The following is a 16,467-nucleotide window of genomic DNA, read 5'->3' as shown; positions in this document are numbered from 1 at the left end:
TTTATGTTGATTAAGCGTTATATACCGATGGCCTTATTCTGTCAGACATTGTGGATAGCGGGTTGTGCCACACCACCCAACCCCCCCGAACCCCTGACCGCTTTAGAGTTGGCACGCATGGGCATAGTCCCCACCGATGACCCCAATAAAACTCAAGGCTCGCCCATTGTCGAATTATCCGCGCCTGCCCCTTCACCCCTAAGAGAAGTCAACCAAACAGGCGCATTACCCGACTGGCCTGATCGCCAAGCGCAGGGCTTAGACTTATCTCAATTAGATTCCAATGCCACGATTGAATTAAATTTTGAACAAGGCGAATTGCGACAAGTCATTGAAACCATTGCTTCTGCCTTAGAAATCTCTACCGTTATCGACCCTAGCATTGCCGATAAAGTCACCCTTCGCACCGCACCTGAAAATAAATTAAAGCGCGAAGATTTGTGGCCTTTATTGCAACTCTTACTCGTCGATGCGGGCGTATCGATGGAGCGCAAAGGCAATGTGTACCACTTTAAAAAAGAAGGTCTCGGCGCAGGTTTGCCCGGCACCATCGGCGAAGCCAGCAGTGTTTTAGGGCGTAATTCTGCTGAAGTGCTGCAAATCACGCCCTTGCGTTACATTGCGGCCGATGCGGCGATCAACGTGCTGACCCCGCTGTTGCAACCGACAGGGCGCGTGTTGAGCTTACCGAGTTTAAATATTATCGGCATCATTGCCACGCCAGATCGCATTGAGCGGGTCAACCAATTATTAAAAATCATCGATGCTGACCCTTTTCGCCACCGTGGAATGCGCTTATTTCGACTACAAAACAGCAAAGCCGCAGAAGTACAAGCCGATTTAGATAAAATCTTACAAGCCATGTCAGGGAATAATATCCCGATTGCCTACCAAGTTTTATCATTAGAACGCATTAACGCCTTACTGGTTATTGCGCCACCGAATAGCGGCTTTAAAGAAGTGGAAATGTGGGTGAATATTCTCGACGAACGCAGTGAAGAAAGTACTGAACAAGTATTTATTTATAACGTGCGTAATTTAGACGCAAAAGATTTGGCTTCAACCTTATCCAGCGTGTTTGAATCGGATCAAGACGAGGATCGCTTAGGACAAACCGAAGAGACCACAGAAGAAACCACGCCCGTGTCTTCTTTTTTCCAAACCGAAAACGGAGTGACAATAGTAGAAAATACACCCTCCCCCACTCCCAATGCCACGCCCACAGGCGCGGTATCCGCTCAATTAATGGTCAAAGTCACGGCGGATGAAAAAACCAATAGCTTAATTGTCCGCGCTACGCCGCGTGATTATCGCCAATTACTAGAAACCATTCGCATCCTAGATCGTGCGCCTAAAGAAGTGATGGTGAATGTGGTGATTGCCGAAGTGACACTGAATGAAGCCACGCAACACGGCGTAGATTGGCAAGGGATTCTGGGCAATGATCGGGGAACGGTCGGTTTTAACACCAGTCCGCCAGGGGGAAATTTGCCCGCTAACGTGTCTGCAAGCACTGATAACACCACGATTAGCGTGGGGGGGTTGACAGGATTTACTTTAAATTACTTATCGGGGGGATTAAATGCGCTGCTTAATTTAATCACGCAAAACAGTGATGTTCGCGTATTATCTCGCCCGTCGGTTTTGGTGCGGAATAACGAAGAAGCGCGCATTGAAGTGGGATCGCGTGAACCCATCCCCGGTGCCACGAATGTCACCTCCACGGGACAATTGGTGAATTCGGGGCCGCAATATGAAAGTGTGGGCGTTATTTTATCGGTAGAGCCACGCATTAATGACGATGGAATTATTAACTTAAAAATTTCCCAAGAAATTTCCAGTTTAGGCCCCACACGTAGCGGAAATCCTTCTTTTGATCAACGCAAAGTGCAAACCTTAGTGGTGGTGCGTAATGGCACGCCGATTGTGATTGGGGGATTAATTCAAGACCGTTATAATAATTCGCAAGAAGGCATCCCCGGTTTAAATCGCATTCCCTTATTTGGAGACACCTTATTTTCTTCGCGTACTAAAAATTATCAACGCACTGAACTGGTATTAATTATGGTGCCAGAAATTGTGAATCCAGAATTAGACAATAGCCCTATTGTGCAGCAATTTAAAGCACGAATGAAAGCGATTGGTGATTTATTAAATCGGGAGATTTTCTACTTATACGGTTTGGATCGGTTGCGGGTAGAAAATCCGTGAAACCCGCTGCGATATTGCCGTGGTTGCAGCCGCATTGGCAGACCTTAATGACCGCGCATCAGCAGAAGCGTTTACCCCACGCGCTGTTGTTGGGCGGGCAGCGCGGCTTGGGTAAAACGCAACTGGCTGAACAGTTGGTTTACGCGTTGTTGTGTCAAGACGTGCGTCCTGATGGCAGCGTGTGCGGACATTGTCGTGGTTGCCATTTATTATCTGCGGGGCATCATCCTGATTTTATCCGCTTAAATCCATTGGAAAACAGTCAAAATATTTTAATTGATCAAGTGCGCGGATTAATTCAATTCTGCACACTCACCTCGCATTATGGCGGTTATCAAATTGCATTAATTGAACCCGCTGAGGCTATGAATCAAAATGCGGCGAATGGTTTATTAAAATTATTAGAAGAACCGCCAGACAATACATTATTAATTCTGGTGAGTCACCGCCCCATGCAATTATTAGCCACCATTCGCAGCCGTTGCCAACGTTTTGATTTAGGTCGAGTGAATCAAACGGAAATTAATACATGGTTACAAGCGCAATTAGAACCAGAACAGGATATTGATTTGTTATTAAAATTGACCCTAAATGCACCATTAGCCGCTTTGGTATTGGCACAAGGCGAAGATATGAAAATTCGCCGCGCGGTGTTTAACGATATAGACGGATTAATTCAAGGAAAAATTGACCCCGTCAAAACCGCACAACAATGGTCACAATACAATATCAATTATTTATTATATTGGTTAATCACTTGGTTAATGGATGTGATTCGTTTTAGCTCTACGGCACAAAAACAATGGCTGGTCAATCACGATCAACTATCACGAATTGAGTTTTTTTCTCAGCAATTAGACTTGAAAAAAAGTTTTGAGTTATTAGAATTATTAGGAGAACATTATCGTTTATTCAACAGCACGGCAAATATTAAGCCGCAAAGTTTATTAGAAGTCGTCACGATGACTTTTGTCGAAACCACACTACCCTTGAGGAAATAATGATGCCGCGTCCCGGTGGAATGAAGCGGAATATGCTGACTTTGCATATTACTGATGAAAACACGCTTTATGCGTCTTATTTACCCTTTTTAAAACAAGGCGGTTTGTTTGTCCCGACGGAAAAATCTTATCGTTTGGGTGATGAGGTTTTTGTGTTATTAACCTTGATGAATGATGGGGAAAAAACGCCTGTTGCGGGTAAAGTGGTTTGGATTAATCCTAAAGGCACGGTGGGCAATCGTCCTGCGGGAATTGGGATTCATTTTGGCGATGTGGATAAGGGCATGACCCGCGAGAAAATTGAGAAGTTATTAGGGGCTTATAATCGCTCTGAAAAACCGACTTATACGATGTAATGATTTTTTACATGCTGAATATAAAGGACAATATCTATTTTATGGTATTGTCCTTTTTTGTGCAGAGAAAAAGAGAAAAATGCAAAAAAGAAAAGGTTTTACTTTATTAGAACTATTAATTGTTTTGTTTATTTTGGGACTCATTGCAGGGTTGGCTTTGCCGCGTTTAACGCAGGTTTATCAAACCTTACAAGTGAGTTATCAACGAGATGATGTGGTGGCGCAAATCAATCGTTTAGGATTTCATGCGTTTAGTCATTCTTTAAGTTTTGTATTGAGTCATGAAACGACAGAATTAGGCTTAACCAAAGCACCTATTGAATGGGCTGAGGGTTGGTCTATGGTGACAGAAAAGCCCATTATTTACCGCGCCAATGGGGTTTGTGAAGGGGGGCGATTGTGGTTGCGTCATGCTACGGGACAATGGGCGATTCAATTAACGCCCCCTTTTTGTCAGGTGCAGTTTGTGAATGAATCAACTGGTTTCCGTATAATTACGAATCACTCCCACCACCACGCCTTCAATCACCACTTGTTGCCGCGATAAATCAAGCACCATTGGATCGAATTCTGGATTATCGGGCGATAAATGCAGGTGATTGTCGTTGATACCGTGAAAGCGTTTTACAGTCACTTCTTCCTCAATGCGTACCACAACAATTTGTCCCTGATTGACGCGATGCGTTTGATGCACGGCTAATAAATCGTGCGACAAAATTCCCGCATCTCTCATGCTCTGTCCTTGCACCCGCAGCAAATAGTTGGCGGCGGGACGAAACAAGTGCGGATCAACTTGGTAAAACATGTCAATGTGTTCTTGTGCCAAAATCGGCATCCCTGCGGCCACGCGCCCAATCACAGGCAAATTCAGTGGTGAAACAGGCGGCGGAGATTCCATTTGTAGACTCAACAAGGCTTGTTCATCCAATTGAATTCCCCGCGACCGACCCGGGCTTAATGTCAATGCACCTTTGCGTTCAAGGGCTTTTAAATGCTGCTCGGCAGAATTGGGCGATTTAAAACCAAAAGCCGCCGCAATTTCCGACCGCGTGGGCGGTCGTCCTTCCGTGCGCATCCAATGGTGGATCAGGCTTAAAATGTCGAGTTGGCGCGCAGTCAGTTGAGACATAATATAATACACTTATAGGGTGGGAATTGATTTGGGTTTGACTAAAAATCGACAGGTGGCACATTTCCGAATAAAAAAGTTTAGTCTGTAAAGTGATCTTTTTTTATTTTTATCCATAAAAAATAATCGGATAGCCGAAAAAATAAATCTGGTCACTGTTTTGCGATAACAGGATTAACGTGACAAATCCAGTGATTCGCAAAAAATAGGTGATAATAAAATGTGGTCTATCCCGCAAAAAAACAGATTAAGAAATGGGTTAATGGGTGCAGTATGCTGTATACTTTCGGGTGTGGTTTATGCGGAAACGCCTGATATGTCCTCAAATGTTTCAGATGCGGTTCGCGCCGAAGCCACTGATTTACAAACTTTTCAAGAACGCACCCGCCAAGTAAAATCTTAATTTCAATGAGTTAAGTGTTTTTCTCGCGCCCATACTTCGGCGTGGGGGTGAGATCAGATTCTGACAGAAAAATTTTATGAATGATTTAATAGCGACTAAAATCGTTCAGAATTTTCACTCGCGCCACCCATGACAATTTTTTCTCGTTCAAATACACCACATTCCAACTGCGTTGCAGCGGAAAACTTTGCACATCTAAAAATTCTACATTCAACCCTTTTAAATTTGTAAGTGTGACTTACTCTATCATGCAAATGACCGACTGAGCTATTAATCCGTCTTTGTAGAGGTATCCTTACATGTTTTTGTTCTTGCGTAAACTCACCGCATTTATTTTTGTAATGGCAATTTGGACGTTGGTTTTGTTTGCCTATTTATTTGCCACACGAGCCGACAGAAATATGTCTAACGATTTGCTCACTGTTGCATTTTTGATAATAGTAGCCGTTGTGCTTACTTGGTTGGTGCAACGTTTTTATTTTTCACGTTCCGGGCAAAACAGCGTGTGTGTGATTACCATTGACACCTTAATTGTCAGTGCAACAGGTTTAGCGATTTTTTGGCTGGTGCCTGATATGATAGCTTTATTTGAAGATTTTGGCGGCGATCTACCAAGGATTACAAAGCTCGCAATTATTCTCCATCCATACATCATGTTACTACCGTTGACCGCGTTGTTGGTATTGTTGTTTTCAGTACATTCCCAACACACACAAACACCAACGGTCTATTTACTGCGTTTATCACACAGTTTATTAATTTTAAGTAGCGGTATGAGCATTTTTTACTTGGGAGCGATGTATGCACCATTAATGCGTATGTGCAGCGTCGTTTAGTTTATCCTGTGTTCTTCAATCGTTTAGTCTGCAATAAACAGGTGCTTGCTGCTGACACGCTGTTGTTCCAGACGGATTTCACACGCATATCCAGTATAGGGCATAAAACTGCTGAACCATGCCACGATGTACAGTTGCCGATCTTCTGCTGACGACTTTATTCCCACCTCATTGAGAAATTTGTCCATGCCAGATGCAGCAATCTTCTGTTCCGTGATGACATCATGATACGCATTGATGTGAAAGCTGTAATCGGTTAGACCCGCCCCACCAATTGTTGTAGGCTGAGTGTGCAACACGGTTTGCTTGAAATGCGTAACATCAATCGGAGTTGCCAAAGGAATTGCATCGCAGAATGCTGTCGCTTGTTGCTCTAATGTCTCGTGTAGATAAATCCCCGTTGCCAAAAAACCGATCAGCAAAACAAACAGTGATAATAAGATTTTCATTATTCTTTGCACTTGGATGGCAGATAAATGGGGGCCATTTGAGTAGTCTCAGCGTCTTTATTGTAACAACTCCAACGATTCGATTGAATGAGATACGCTAACCCCAGTGTAGTATTAGCAGGAAAGCCGCTCTTGCGGTCTAACACAGCGGTGTAGATACATTTTTCCCCATTGCTATTATTGAGCAGGATATTTGTCACATATTTGTTAGAAGTCACTGCACCTATTTGTGCGGGAGTGGGACACGTGTGTTGTGTCGCATAAAATTGCTCTATTGGGGATTTGAGTTGCTCCAACAAACTCAGTGCCGCTTGAACTTTGCCGCGTTGCAGATAATTCCAATACTCGCCGCCAAAGCCATGTTTGGAATATATCGACCACCCCACCGCTAAACACAACGATAACAGGATGACTCCAAGCCCACTCTCAATGCGCCATTTGCTCAGTACAGCGGGCAAAGTCAACGCGGCGGCAAACAACACCATAATGGCAGAACCCGTGCCGCACACCCCTGCGCCTAATACAAAAATAATGACTGCCACGATCAACCAGCTCGCTTTAGAGGGCGGCTTTTTATCTTGCGTTATTTGGATTTCATCGGAGGAGGTCATGCCGAAAGTCTCCATGATTTTAATATGACTTTATTGAGACATCAGTCCTTGCACCAAGATGGCAGATAATGAATGGAATCGATCCGGGTGGCAGCGGTATCCTTATTTTTACAACTCCATGTATTTGATTTAATCAGATATGCTAATCCTATCGTGGTGTTGGTAGTAAAACCGCCCTTGGTGTCTAACACAGCGATGTAAATACATTTTTCTCCATTGCGACGGTTGAGCAGGATATTTGTCACATATTTATCGGAAGTCATTGCGTCTATTTGCGCGGGTGTGGGGCAAGCGTGTTGTGTTGCATAGAAGCTTTCCACCGGGATTTTGAGCCACTCCAACAAATCCAACGCCGTTATAATCTTGGAGCGTTGCATATATTCCTCATATATTCGGTTGGTATATAATTTCACTCCCACTGCCAAACACAGCAATAACAGGAATATCCCCAACCTGCTTTCAGCGAGCCGTTTGCTTCGTGCGGCTGGTAAAGCCAACGCAGCGGCACACAACACCACAACGGCTGGATAGATACTGTACGCCGCTGGTCCTAACACATGCGCCACTAAGCCTAACAGAAACACACTCATCGCCACGACCAGCCAGCCAACTTTGGAGGGCGGTTTTTTACCTTGCGTTATTTGGGTGTCATTGGATGAGGTCATGCCGAAAGTCTCCATGATTTCAATCTTTGCGTACTCTAAATTGAAAATTACAGCGTTGACCAGTTGCATCAATTCCGCAACCTACTCCGAAAAATCTCCTCCGCATTCGCTAAATTTAGTACCAGAATAGACTTGTGTAGATATCTTTGCAGGAGGGCAGTAGAAATATTGATATGCCAGATTATTTTCCTTTAGGTACTTACTTTACCAAAATTAAGTCATTCATAAAATTTTTCTGTCAGAATCAGAATTTACAGAATTTTAGGATTTTCAGAATTAAAGAATAAAAAATATGTTTAAAATAAACGACTTGCAAGAATAAATTTTGAAAATTTTTTAATTCTGTAAATTCTGATTCTGACAAAACAAAGGTTTTATAAATCACATCATCTTGCTATTTCAGATTTACTCCATTTCTGCCAATAAATCCTTAATCACCCAACCCGAAAGCATTAAGCCAAAAAGACCCGGTAAATAAGAAATAGTTCCATTCGTAGCGCGAGGCCGTCCTTCACCCGCAGCCACGTGTTGGTGCGGTAAAGGGGAGCGCGGCACTTCTTGCGAATAAACCACAGGATAATTGGTACGCACTTGTTGCTGTTTTAATAAAGCCCTTAATTCTCGCGCTAATCCACAGCCTTGCGTTTGGTTTAATTGCGTGATTTTAACTTGGGTCACGTCCAAACGATTTCCCGCCCCCATACTCGAAGCCACTTTGACCTGTTGACGCAAACACGCCGCCACTAAAGCCGCTTTACAGGCAATAGAATCAATACAATCTAAGACGTAATTAAAATGTCCTTGCGCCACGAATTCGGCCGCTTCATTTTGTTGTAAAAAATGATCGGCAATTACCAATTCAATCTCAGGATTAATATCGCGCAATCGTTCAGCCATTACAATGGCTTTTTTTTGTCCTAAAGTAGATTGTAAAGCCAATAATTGTCGATTTAAATTAGAAGGCACAATGACATCGTGATCTAATAAGGTTAAACGTCCAATTCCCGCTCGTGCTAATGCTTCTGCGGCAAAGCCGCCGACTCCGCCCAAGCCTGCGACTAAAATATGTTGTTGTTTTAAATGGGCTAATGCCGCTTGGCCGAGTAAAATTTCGGTGCGAATATGGCGTGATTCTGTGGTCATTTTATCTTGCCAATCGTTGCAATAAGGCTTGCGTGCTGCCGTCAATAGGGAGCGTGACTTGTCCTTGTCCTAATAACGCAGGTAATAAACCATTCGCCACCTGTTTACCCAATTCAACCCCCCATTGATCAAAAGGATTTAAATCCCAGCATACGCTTTGTACAAACACTTTATGTTCGTATAAAGCGATTAACGCGCCTAAAATCGCAGGCGATAGCCGTTGATATAATAAGGTGTTACTGGGTTGATTACCGGGGAAGGTTCTATGACTCAATTGCTGGACAATCTCTTGTTCTGACAAGCCGCTGGCACGTAACGCAGTTTGGGTTTCTTCGGCGTTGCGGCCGTGCATGAGGGCTAAAATTTGCGCTAAAGCGTTGGATAAAGTCGCGGCTTGGTGCGTGCCGAGTGGGCGTTGACTGTGCGCGGCAATGATAAAATCGGCAGGAATTAAATGCGTGCCTTGATGCAAAAGTTGATAAAACGCATGTTGTCCGTTATTGCCCGCTGCGCCCCAAATAATGGGACAAGTGGCGTAATCAACCACATCTCCGTGACGGGTGACTCTTTTGCCTAGACTTTCCATTTTTAATTGTTGTAAATAAGCGGGCAAATGTTCCAACGCAAAATCGTAAGGTAAAATAACCTGCGTCGCCGCACCTAAAAAACTGCTATTCCACACGCCAATTAAACCTAATAACACGGGTAAATTTTCATCAAAAGGCGCGTGATAAAAATGCTCATCCATGAGATAAGCCCCGTGTAAAAATTCTTCAAATTGTTCCATCCCAATCGCTAAAGCAATCGGCAATCCAATCGCCGACCATAACGAAAATCTCCCCCCCACCCAATCCCAAAATTCAAACATATTTTTTGTGTCTATGCCAAACGCACTGACTCGCTCTTTTGCGGTGCTAATGGCGACGAAATGTTGAGCCACTGCGGCGGGATTTTGAGCGTGTGATAAAAACCAATCGCGTGCGCTATTGGCATTTAACATGGTCTCTTGGGTGGAAAAAGTTTTAGACGCAATAATAAATAGCGTGGTTTCGGGATTTAATTCAGCAATGGTTTCCATTAAATGGGTGGAATCGACGTTAGACACGAAATGAATGCGTAAACCACCGATATGATAGGCTTTTAAAGCGCGAGTGACCATGACGGGGCCTAAATCCGAGCCGCCAATGCCGATATTCACCACCGATTCAATGCGTTTTCCCGTAAAGCCGCGCCATTCTCCCTGATGAACCGCAGTGACAAATTGCTTCATGCGCTGCAATACAGATTGAACCTCAGGCATGACATCTTTACCGTTGACGCGAATCACCGCATTACCGCGATGACGTAAAGCCATATGTAATGCGGCGCGATGTTCGGTGTGATTGACTTCGTCGCCTTGATACAATCGCTTAATCCAATCGGACAATTGCATTTGTTCGGCTAAAGCGAGTAATAATGTGCGGGTTTCTGCATTCAGATAATTCCGCGAATAGTCTAGTAATAAGCCAGAATTTTCTACTGAATAAGTTGAGAAACGAGAAGAATCTGCATCAAATAAATGGCGTAATGATACACCTGTCCATTGTTTTTGATGTTGTTGTAAGGCTTGCCAAGCGGGAGTGTTGCTGACTAATATTGACATGGGATATAACCTGTGGTGAGTCACCGTGTTTTATTGTTTATTTTTCCGTTATTGTTGAGGGTTATTGTGGCGTAAATTTTTTACAGTAAAATTAACTGGACAAGCTGCGCCACAATGATGTGCCACCGCTGCTTTTGTCCAGATTTTGTAAAATTTTCTCGTGAGCGGCTTGTTCTTCTTCGTTGGCCAGAAGAATGGGCAAAGGCGTGCGTTCTGTAGTAACTCGTTGAATCGTCGCAGAATAATCAGCTTGTGCCATTTGTTGAGCTGTGTTTAATAAACTCACTTGGCCGCCCGTCATGGCTAAGTAAACTTCGGCCAAAATTTCAGCATCCAATAACGCACCGTGTAAAGTCCGTTGTTCATTATTCACTTGATAGCGTTTACAAAGCGCATCCAAATTATTTTTTTGCCCGGGGTGACGTTTACGTGCCATAGACAACGTATCAATGATGGCGCAATACTCATTAATTTTTGGCCAATCTTGATTTAAACGCGCCAATTCGGCATTAATAAAACCCACATCAAAAGGCGCATTGTGAATAATTAATTCCGCATCTTTTACAAAATCCATAAAGGCTGCCACAATATCGGCAAAACGCGGTTTATCTTGCAAGAATTCATGAGTAATTCCATGCACCGCCATTGCACCCGCATCAATTTGTCTATCGGGTTGTAAATAATAGTGAAAATGGCGTTGGGTTAAGCGTCGATTGACCATTTCTACACAGCCAATTTCAATAATGCGATGTCCTTGTGCGGGATCGAGGCCGGTGGTTTCGGTGTCTAATACAATTTGGCGCATGGTCACCTCCTGATTTATTTTGCCTGATTGCGAAAATAAGTAATTCGTTCATTGGCTTCGCGTAAGACTTGTTCTGTTTGGGTCAAGAGAAAATCTAAAAACGTGCGCGCCACCAATGACAATTTTTTCTCGTTCAAATACACCACATTCCAACTGCGTTGCAGCGGAAAACCTTGCACATCTAAAATACATAAAGTGCCTGCGGCCAATTCTAAAATCAAAGTGTTACGCGACAATACCGACAGACCTAAACCCGCACACACCCCTTGCTTAATGGCTTCTGTGCTGCCAAATTCAAACCCTGTTTTTAGCACCAAGCCATGTTCAGTGAAGGCCGTTTCCATTGCGCTACGAGTGCCTGAACCCAGTTCGCGCACGAGAAAAGTCTCTTTTGCCAAGCGTTTTAAGGAAATATTCGCCTGTCCCACTAAGGGGTGATCGGGGGGAGCAACCACCACCAGCGAGTTTTCTAAGAAAGGTAACGGTTGTCCGAGCGTCTGCACGGTGAGATCATCAGGAACTTGTCCCATCACCACCAAATCATCTTCATTGTTGGCCAAACGCGCCAACGTACTGTGGCGATTGGTGACATTAAGACGAATATTCACCTCAGGATGTTTTTTTAAAAATGCACTGAATAAATGCGGAATAAAATAAGTGGCGGTGGTGACAACGGATAATTTTAGTTGTCCTTTAATACTGCCTTGCAATTCATTCAGCGACATTTCTAAAGCATCTATGCGCGCAAAAATATCTTTAGAGGCTGCATACAGTTCTCGTCCTGCATCGGTGAGATAAATTCGCTTGCCGATTTGTTCAAAGAGAGCCGTGCCGATATGACCTTCTAACTGTTTGATTTGAATAGAGACTGCGGGCTGAGTCAAGCACAATTCAGCCGCGGCACGGGTAAAGCTCAAATGTTCAGCCACAGCCCGAAATAGGGTCAATTGACGGAGTGTCATATACATGGAAGTTGGTATCCATTGTGTAACAATAGAGAAAGGGGTGGTGGTTTTTTATCGCTAAAGCAACAGGCGATGTGGTTTGATAATAAACTATTTTTTATTATTTTGCACGGGGATTATTTTATTAATTTATTGATTTTTTCTGTGCTGAGAAATACATAAAATGTACCGCACTCATTTCCCTATTTTAATATGAAAAATTGAGTGTTAATATTAAATGGGTTATTGTCCTATTGGCAAGAAAATGGTACGCAAACAAAATTGATTATTAATGCAGGTATGGTTATCATGCAGCGTGTTAAGCCATTCTTTGTAAAGAATCACCAGATGAGGAGATAAAAATGAATTATCGTCAGCCATTTATTCATGCGGCTTTTTTAGTGTTACTCAGTCATATTGCGCTGGTAGAAGCAGAATCTCCCCCCGTGCCAGTGGCGGTGGGACATGAAGCGGCGGCTTTGATTGCGCAAAAGAAATGCGTCAAGTGTCATTCTGAAGATGGTAACGCGCGCGCTCCGATGTATCCCAAAATTGCAGGACAAAACGAGCAGTATTTAGCACAGACCATGCGGGCTTATCGAGATGGTTCGCGTTTCAGTCCGATTATGAGTGCGCAAATTAACGAAGAACGCTCTAGTGACGCGGACATTGCCGTTTTAGCGGCTTATTATGCCGAAAAATCCCGTTGCAGTCCCAACGCGCCGCGACAAGGTTCTGTGGTTGGCGTATCAGGGGATTACGCCGCAGGTCAGAAGGTGGCTGAAGGTTTTTGTACACAATGCCATCAGGTGACGGGGCAATTGGTCAATCCGATTTGGCCAAAAATTGCGGGGCAAAATGCTTATTACATCCGTTCTGCGGTGACGGCCTACCGAGACGGTCAGCGTACCAATGACACGATGTCGCCTATGGTAAAACACTTAACGGATGCCGACATTGCCAATGTGGCGGTGTTTTACGCTTCTCAACAAGTGTGTCCCTAGTCGCGTAGTTGTATAATATTCTGATAATCAAAGATAAACCCCACTTCAATGGTTTTTGAGGTGGGGTTTTGTTTTTTCCTGCCACCATCAAACGATTAACGGCAACCGCGGCGGCCACGCATAAGAAAAATCTTCAGCGTCTAGGGTTAAATTAAAACTATAGGCAGGATCACCGACAATATATTGCGGCCATTGTTCTCTTAAATAGAGACGTTCTTTTTCAAAGCGAGCGACTTTCTCAGGCGTATCTTCATAACCACGGCTCGCCGATTCATGGTGATATAATTCCGCGAAAGGAGTCCATAAACAACGCACACCCAATTGCAGCGTTTTTAAGCAAAAATCAACGTCATTAAAAGCCACTTTCAAATGTTCTGCATTTAATCCGCCGACTTGCTCAAAAATGTTTTTTCTCACCAGCAAACACGCGCCTGTCACTGCCGAATAATTTTGAATCAAGGCTGCGCGCCCAAAATAGCCGACATTTCCGCGTTTAAAGCCTTTATGTGCGTGTCCTGCGGAGCCGCCAATACCCAAAATCACACCCGCATGTTGCAAGGTTTCATTGGGATACCATAACCGTGCGCCCACCACGCCAATTTCAGGCCGAATCGCATGACTCACCATTTCGCCTAACCATTCGGGATTAATCACTTCTAAATCGTTATTTAATAAGCCGACCAATTCCCCTTGTGCAAACTGCACTGCCATATTATTCATATCGGCATAATTAAAGGGATGGGGATAAGAAATAATTCTTGCCTGCTTTTCTTTTTCTAGCTGTTGAAAATAAGCCAATGTATCAGGATCATCACTTTCATTATCAATAATGATAATTTCAAATTTTCGATATAAAGTTTTTGCTAAAATACTTTCCACACACCGCTGCAATAAGTGCAAACCATTTCGCGTAGGAATAATTAAACTCACTAAAGGCGCAGGGTCGGGAATAGGATATTTAACCCGTATTGTGCCTTTAATTTCTGGATTTTCAGAAACCTCCGCATTTTGAATGCCTTTACGCTGTAAAAACTCTCCAATGGCTTTTTGTGCGGCCAATAAGGCGTAAGGTTTCTCATCAGGAGAGGTGGCTGTGCTGCCTTGAATGGCACGCCAATGGTATAAAATTCGTGGAATGTGGCGAATTTCCACAGGACTAATTTTTTCAATCACGCGCAACACCAAATCATAATCTTGCGCCCCTTCATAACCTTTACGCAAGCCACCCACTTCATGAATTAAATCGGCTTGATAAACCGCTAAATGCGTGACTAAATTATGCGATAAAAATAAATCAGGATTCCAATCACATTTAAAATAAGGTTCATAACGTTCATCGCTTTCATTCACCTTATCTTCGTCGGAATACCACATTTTATGATTGGGATATTGCTGCATATCTTCAACCACCCAAAAAAGCGCGTGTTGAGATAACATATCATCATGATCTAAAAAGGTAATGTAATGACCTGTGGCTAATGCTAAGGCACTATTAGAAGCCTCAGAAATATGCCCATTCTCCGTGCGAAAAACCAATTTAATGCGAGAATCTTTCTGTGCATATTCTCTTAATATATCAGCCACATGAGGCGAAGTTGATGCGTCGTCCGCAATGCACAATTCCCAATGTGGATAAATTTGATTTAAAACCGAATCAATGGCTTTACGCAACCATCGCTCATCCGTGTTATAAGTGGGCATAATAATGGAAATAATGGGCTTATTTCCCCATTGCAACATCACATGCTCCATTTTCTTAATCACACTGGTATTAAGCGTGTCATAATTATTTATCCAATGTCGATAATTCTTAATAAAACGTTGCTCAATTTTTTTGCTCACTAATTCTAAAGTAGAGCTTGAATTGGGTTTACTCACTGGCGGCTTTTCTGCAACCCCAACACTGACTTGAAAACGCTGCCCAAATTCGGCAATGGTTTCTTCAATGTGATCTTTAGCGGTTTTATCAGGACGGCGAAACAGCAAGCGTAACGCCATGCGTGTCATGGTATCGCCAATTTTCCACGTTAAAGAATTAAAAACCGCTCGAATATCAACGTCTAATGCCCGCACCGTTCGTATAGCCATATCTTGTTGTTGTTGTTGGTTTTCCAGTTTTTCCTTATATTGGGCTAATTCAGCACGTTGAGCGGTAGATTGGTGATGAATATTAGACCATTCTTTTTGCAAAATAGAGTGTTCTTTTTGCAAAGATTGATACTGATCTTTTAGAGAAAGAGCAGCCTGCTTTAATTCTGCTAATTCTACCTCATATTTGGCTGATTTTTTCAGCAAATCAGATTTGTCTTTACTTAAAGAAGCCACTAATTCTTCTTTAAAGCGTAAATTAGACTCTACCGTCGTCAATTTTTCATGAACTTGCTGAGTTTCCTCACGGGATTGATTCAGCGATTGTTTAACAGACAATTGACACTCATAATCGGATAAACATTCTTGCGCCGAAGCGGATAATTTTGGCAATGGACTTTGCGTTAAAATAGTCCCCTCTTCAAACATATCCACAAGCTGTTTTTGCGCGCAACTTAAATGACTGGAATAATGTTCAGCAGCGCGATATTTTTGATGATGCAATTGCGGATCAATAAACGCTAATATTTCATTATCATTGGGCAAACGTAAGCCTTGAATTTGCAAATCAAGCAAGGCTTGATACATTTTTTGAACCGTAGCAATTGGCTCTTCCATTAGCTCATGATAAGAGACAAGAAAACGCGGAATGGTTTGGCTGTCATTCAGGGCAATTAAGGTATATTTTTCCCATAATGCCAAGCCATAATTAATGCTAAAACCTTCTCTTTTTTGCAGCGACAATGCCACTTCCAAAGGATCACGATACACATAAATACACACAGGCAATTCGTGCAAAGGCAGCCAAAAAGGCATTAATAAACAAAGTCTTGGGTCTTTTATCATCCAAGGGCGATTGGCATCTAAACCTAAAATAATTTCTTTAGCACGAGAAGAAAAATATTCTGGTATATTTTCGCTGACAGAAATTTGTGAATTATAATTGGCAATTAAATCCCATTTATACTTTAAATGAGTCAAAATTTCTTCATTTAAATTCACCACATCGCGGCGTTCCCAATAACCTTTAGGATTCGCTTCCGTTGCAGGCAATTCCATACGTTCAGGCGCGAAATAACAACCCATCATATTTAATAATCTGGCCACAGCAGAAGTGCCTGAACGGTGCATTCCTAATACGATAATTTGCATAATATAATTCTCAATAAAAAAGGTTAAT

The 16,467-nt window shown here is 42.9% G+C and carries 17 protein-coding genes; 7 read left to right on the top strand and 10 right to left on the bottom strand.

Translation table 11 applies throughout. The features are described 5' to 3' along the window. Positions 1-3 precede the first annotated feature (3 nt). The 4 genes from gspD to TPSD3_RS11200 all read left to right on the top strand — a co-directional run bounded on the left by gspD (position 4) and on the right by TPSD3_RS11200 (position 4,115). Entirely contained in the window at positions 4-2,211 is a 2,208-nt protein-coding gene (gspD, locus tag TPSD3_RS11215; RefSeq protein WP_086488634.1) for a type II secretion system secretin GspD, read from the top strand. Next, the gene (locus TPSD3_RS11210) at positions 2,208-3,212 is read left to right on the top strand and encodes a DNA polymerase III subunit delta' (RefSeq protein ID WP_086488633.1); all 1,005 of its coding nucleotides are present in this window, start codon (positions 2,208-2,210) and stop codon (positions 3,210-3,212) included. Before gspD ends, TPSD3_RS11210 begins: the two co-directional genes overlap by 4 nt. After that, positions 3,212-3,568 carry a PilZ domain-containing protein gene (locus tag TPSD3_RS11205; RefSeq protein ID WP_245391579.1) on the top strand — a complete coding sequence of 119 codons (357 nt, stop codon included), beginning with the start codon at positions 3,212-3,214 and terminating at the stop codon, positions 3,566-3,568. The genes TPSD3_RS11210 and TPSD3_RS11205 overlap by 1 nt, the downstream gene beginning before the upstream one ends. A 79-nt stretch (positions 3,569-3,647) precedes the next feature. Beyond that, entirely contained in the window at positions 3,648-4,115 is a 468-nt protein-coding gene (locus TPSD3_RS11200; RefSeq protein ID WP_086488631.1) for a pilus assembly FimT family protein, read from the top strand. On the opposite strand, the gene lexA is transcribed toward TPSD3_RS11200, so the two are convergent. Continuing rightward, positions 4,044-4,697, bottom strand: coding sequence for a transcriptional repressor LexA (gene lexA, locus TPSD3_RS11195; protein ID WP_086488630.1), 654 nt, complete (start codon positions 4,695-4,697; stop codon positions 4,044-4,046). The genes TPSD3_RS11200 and lexA overlap by 72 nt on opposite strands. Before the next feature lie 220 nt (positions 4,698-4,917). On the opposite strand from lexA, the gene TPSD3_RS11190 reads away from it, so the two are divergent. After that, complete coding sequence (locus TPSD3_RS11190; RefSeq protein ID WP_086488629.1) at positions 4,918-5,100, top strand: hypothetical protein; 183 nt, start codon at positions 4,918-4,920, stop codon at positions 5,098-5,100. A gap of 85 nt (positions 5,101-5,185) precedes the next feature. Here TPSD3_RS11190 and TPSD3_RS18145 read toward each other — a convergent pair whose 3' ends face one another. After that, positions 5,186-5,314, bottom strand: a complete 129-nt coding sequence (locus TPSD3_RS18145; RefSeq protein WP_280938418.1) for a hypothetical protein — start codon at positions 5,312-5,314, stop codon at positions 5,186-5,188. 85 nt (positions 5,315-5,399) lie between these two features. On the opposite strand from TPSD3_RS18145, the gene TPSD3_RS11185 reads away from it, so the two are divergent. Then, the gene (locus TPSD3_RS11185; protein WP_086488628.1) at positions 5,400-5,936 is read left to right on the top strand and encodes a hypothetical protein; all 537 of its coding nucleotides are present in this window, start codon (positions 5,400-5,402) and stop codon (positions 5,934-5,936) included. A 23-nt stretch (positions 5,937-5,959) separates the two neighbouring features. Here TPSD3_RS11185 and TPSD3_RS11180 read toward each other — a convergent pair whose 3' ends face one another. The 7 genes from TPSD3_RS11180 to TPSD3_RS11150 form a co-directional block, all read right to left on the bottom strand. Continuing rightward, positions 5,960-6,385: a hypothetical protein gene (locus tag TPSD3_RS11180; RefSeq protein WP_086488627.1), complete on the bottom strand. Its 426-nt coding sequence runs from the start codon at positions 6,383-6,385 to the stop codon at positions 5,960-5,962. Continuing rightward, positions 6,385-6,996, bottom strand: a complete 612-nt coding sequence (locus TPSD3_RS11175; RefSeq protein WP_176329850.1) for a pilin — start codon at positions 6,994-6,996, stop codon at positions 6,385-6,387. The genes TPSD3_RS11180 and TPSD3_RS11175 overlap by 1 nt, the downstream gene beginning before the upstream one ends. Positions 6,997-7,037: 41 nt before the next feature. Further along, entirely contained in the window at positions 7,038-7,730 is a 693-nt protein-coding gene (locus tag TPSD3_RS11170; protein ID WP_086488625.1) for a pilin, read from the bottom strand. 336 nt (positions 7,731-8,066) lie between these two features. After that, positions 8,067-8,804, bottom strand: coding sequence for a tRNA threonylcarbamoyladenosine dehydratase (locus TPSD3_RS11165; protein WP_086488624.1), 738 nt, complete (start codon positions 8,802-8,804; stop codon positions 8,067-8,069). Between the two features lies 1 nt (position 8,805). After that, the gene (gene pgi / locus TPSD3_RS11160; protein ID WP_086488623.1) at positions 8,806-10,446 is read right to left on the bottom strand and encodes a glucose-6-phosphate isomerase; all 1,641 of its coding nucleotides are present in this window, start codon (positions 10,444-10,446) and stop codon (positions 8,806-8,808) included. Positions 10,447-10,537: 91 nt separating this feature from the next. Beyond that, positions 10,538-11,251 (bottom strand): DNA polymerase III subunit epsilon, encoded by a 714-nt coding sequence (gene dnaQ, locus TPSD3_RS11155; RefSeq protein WP_086488622.1) that lies wholly within the window; start codon positions 11,249-11,251, stop codon positions 10,538-10,540. A 14-nt stretch (positions 11,252-11,265) separates the two neighbouring features. Beyond that, entirely contained in the window at positions 11,266-12,219 is a 954-nt protein-coding gene (locus TPSD3_RS11150; RefSeq protein ID WP_086488621.1) for a LysR family transcriptional regulator, read from the bottom strand. Between the two features lie 338 nt (positions 12,220-12,557). On the opposite strand from TPSD3_RS11150, the gene TPSD3_RS11145 reads away from it, so the two are divergent. Next, positions 12,558-13,199 carry a c-type cytochrome gene (locus tag TPSD3_RS11145; RefSeq protein ID WP_086488620.1) on the top strand — a complete coding sequence of 214 codons (642 nt, stop codon included), beginning with the start codon at positions 12,558-12,560 and terminating at the stop codon, positions 13,197-13,199. Between the two features lie 87 nt (positions 13,200-13,286). Here TPSD3_RS11145 and TPSD3_RS11140 read toward each other — a convergent pair whose 3' ends face one another. Further along, a complete protein-coding gene (locus TPSD3_RS11140) occupies positions 13,287-16,439 on the bottom strand; it encodes a glycosyltransferase (protein ID WP_086488619.1) in 3,153 nt (1,050 codons plus the stop codon). Positions 16,440-16,467 lie beyond the last annotated feature (28 nt).

The sequence above is a fragment of the Thioflexithrix psekupsensis genome (assembly GCF_002149925.1).
Lineage (GTDB): Bacteria > Pseudomonadota > Gammaproteobacteria > Beggiatoales > Beggiatoaceae > Thioflexithrix > Thioflexithrix psekupsensis.
This window is presented reverse-complemented; position numbering and strand designations above follow the sequence as displayed.

Bases quoted from the DNA above. Each gene is read 5' to 3' on its own strand.
- lexA (WP_086488630.1), bottom strand. From the start codon at position 4,697: ATGTCTCAACTGACTGCGCGCCAACTCGACATTTTAAGCCTGATCCAC.
- TPSD3_RS11150 (WP_086488621.1), bottom strand. From the start codon at position 12,219: ATGTATATGACACTCCGTCAATTGACCCTATTTCGGGCTGTGGCTGAA.
- TPSD3_RS11200 (WP_086488631.1), top strand. From the start codon at position 3,648: ATGCAAAAAAGAAAAGGTTTTACTTTATTAGAACTATTAATTGTTTTG.
- pgi (WP_086488623.1), bottom strand. From the start codon at position 10,446: ATGTCAATATTAGTCAGCAACACTCCCGCTTGGCAAGCCTTACAACAA.
- TPSD3_RS11140 (WP_086488619.1), bottom strand. From the start codon at position 16,439: ATGCAAATTATCGTATTAGGAATGCACCGTTCAGGCACTTCTGCTGTG.
- TPSD3_RS11180 (WP_086488627.1), bottom strand. From the start codon at position 6,385: ATGAAAATCTTATTATCACTGTTTGTTTTGCTGATCGGTTTTTTGGCA.
- TPSD3_RS11175 (WP_176329850.1), bottom strand. From the start codon at position 6,996: ATGACCTCCTCCGATGAAATCCAAATAACGCAAGATAAAAAGCCGCCC.
- TPSD3_RS11165 (WP_086488624.1), bottom strand. From the start codon at position 8,804: ATGACCACAGAATCACGCCATATTCGCACCGAAATTTTACTCGGCCAA.
- TPSD3_RS11145 (WP_086488620.1), top strand. From the start codon at position 12,558: ATGAATTATCGTCAGCCATTTATTCATGCGGCTTTTTTAGTGTTACTC.
- TPSD3_RS11205 (WP_245391579.1), top strand. From the start codon at position 3,212: ATGATGCCGCGTCCCGGTGGAATGAAGCGGAATATGCTGACTTTGCAT.
- TPSD3_RS11185 (WP_086488628.1), top strand. From the start codon at position 5,400: ATGTTTTTGTTCTTGCGTAAACTCACCGCATTTATTTTTGTAATGGCA.
- dnaQ (WP_086488622.1), bottom strand. From the start codon at position 11,251: ATGCGCCAAATTGTATTAGACACCGAAACCACCGGCCTCGATCCCGCA.
- TPSD3_RS11190 (WP_086488629.1), top strand. From the start codon at position 4,918: ATGTGGTCTATCCCGCAAAAAAACAGATTAAGAAATGGGTTAATGGGT.
- TPSD3_RS11170 (WP_086488625.1), bottom strand. From the start codon at position 7,730: ATGCAACTGGTCAACGCTGTAATTTTCAATTTAGAGTACGCAAAGATT.
- gspD (WP_086488634.1), top strand. From the start codon at position 4: ATGTTGATTAAGCGTTATATACCGATGGCCTTATTCTGTCAGACATTG.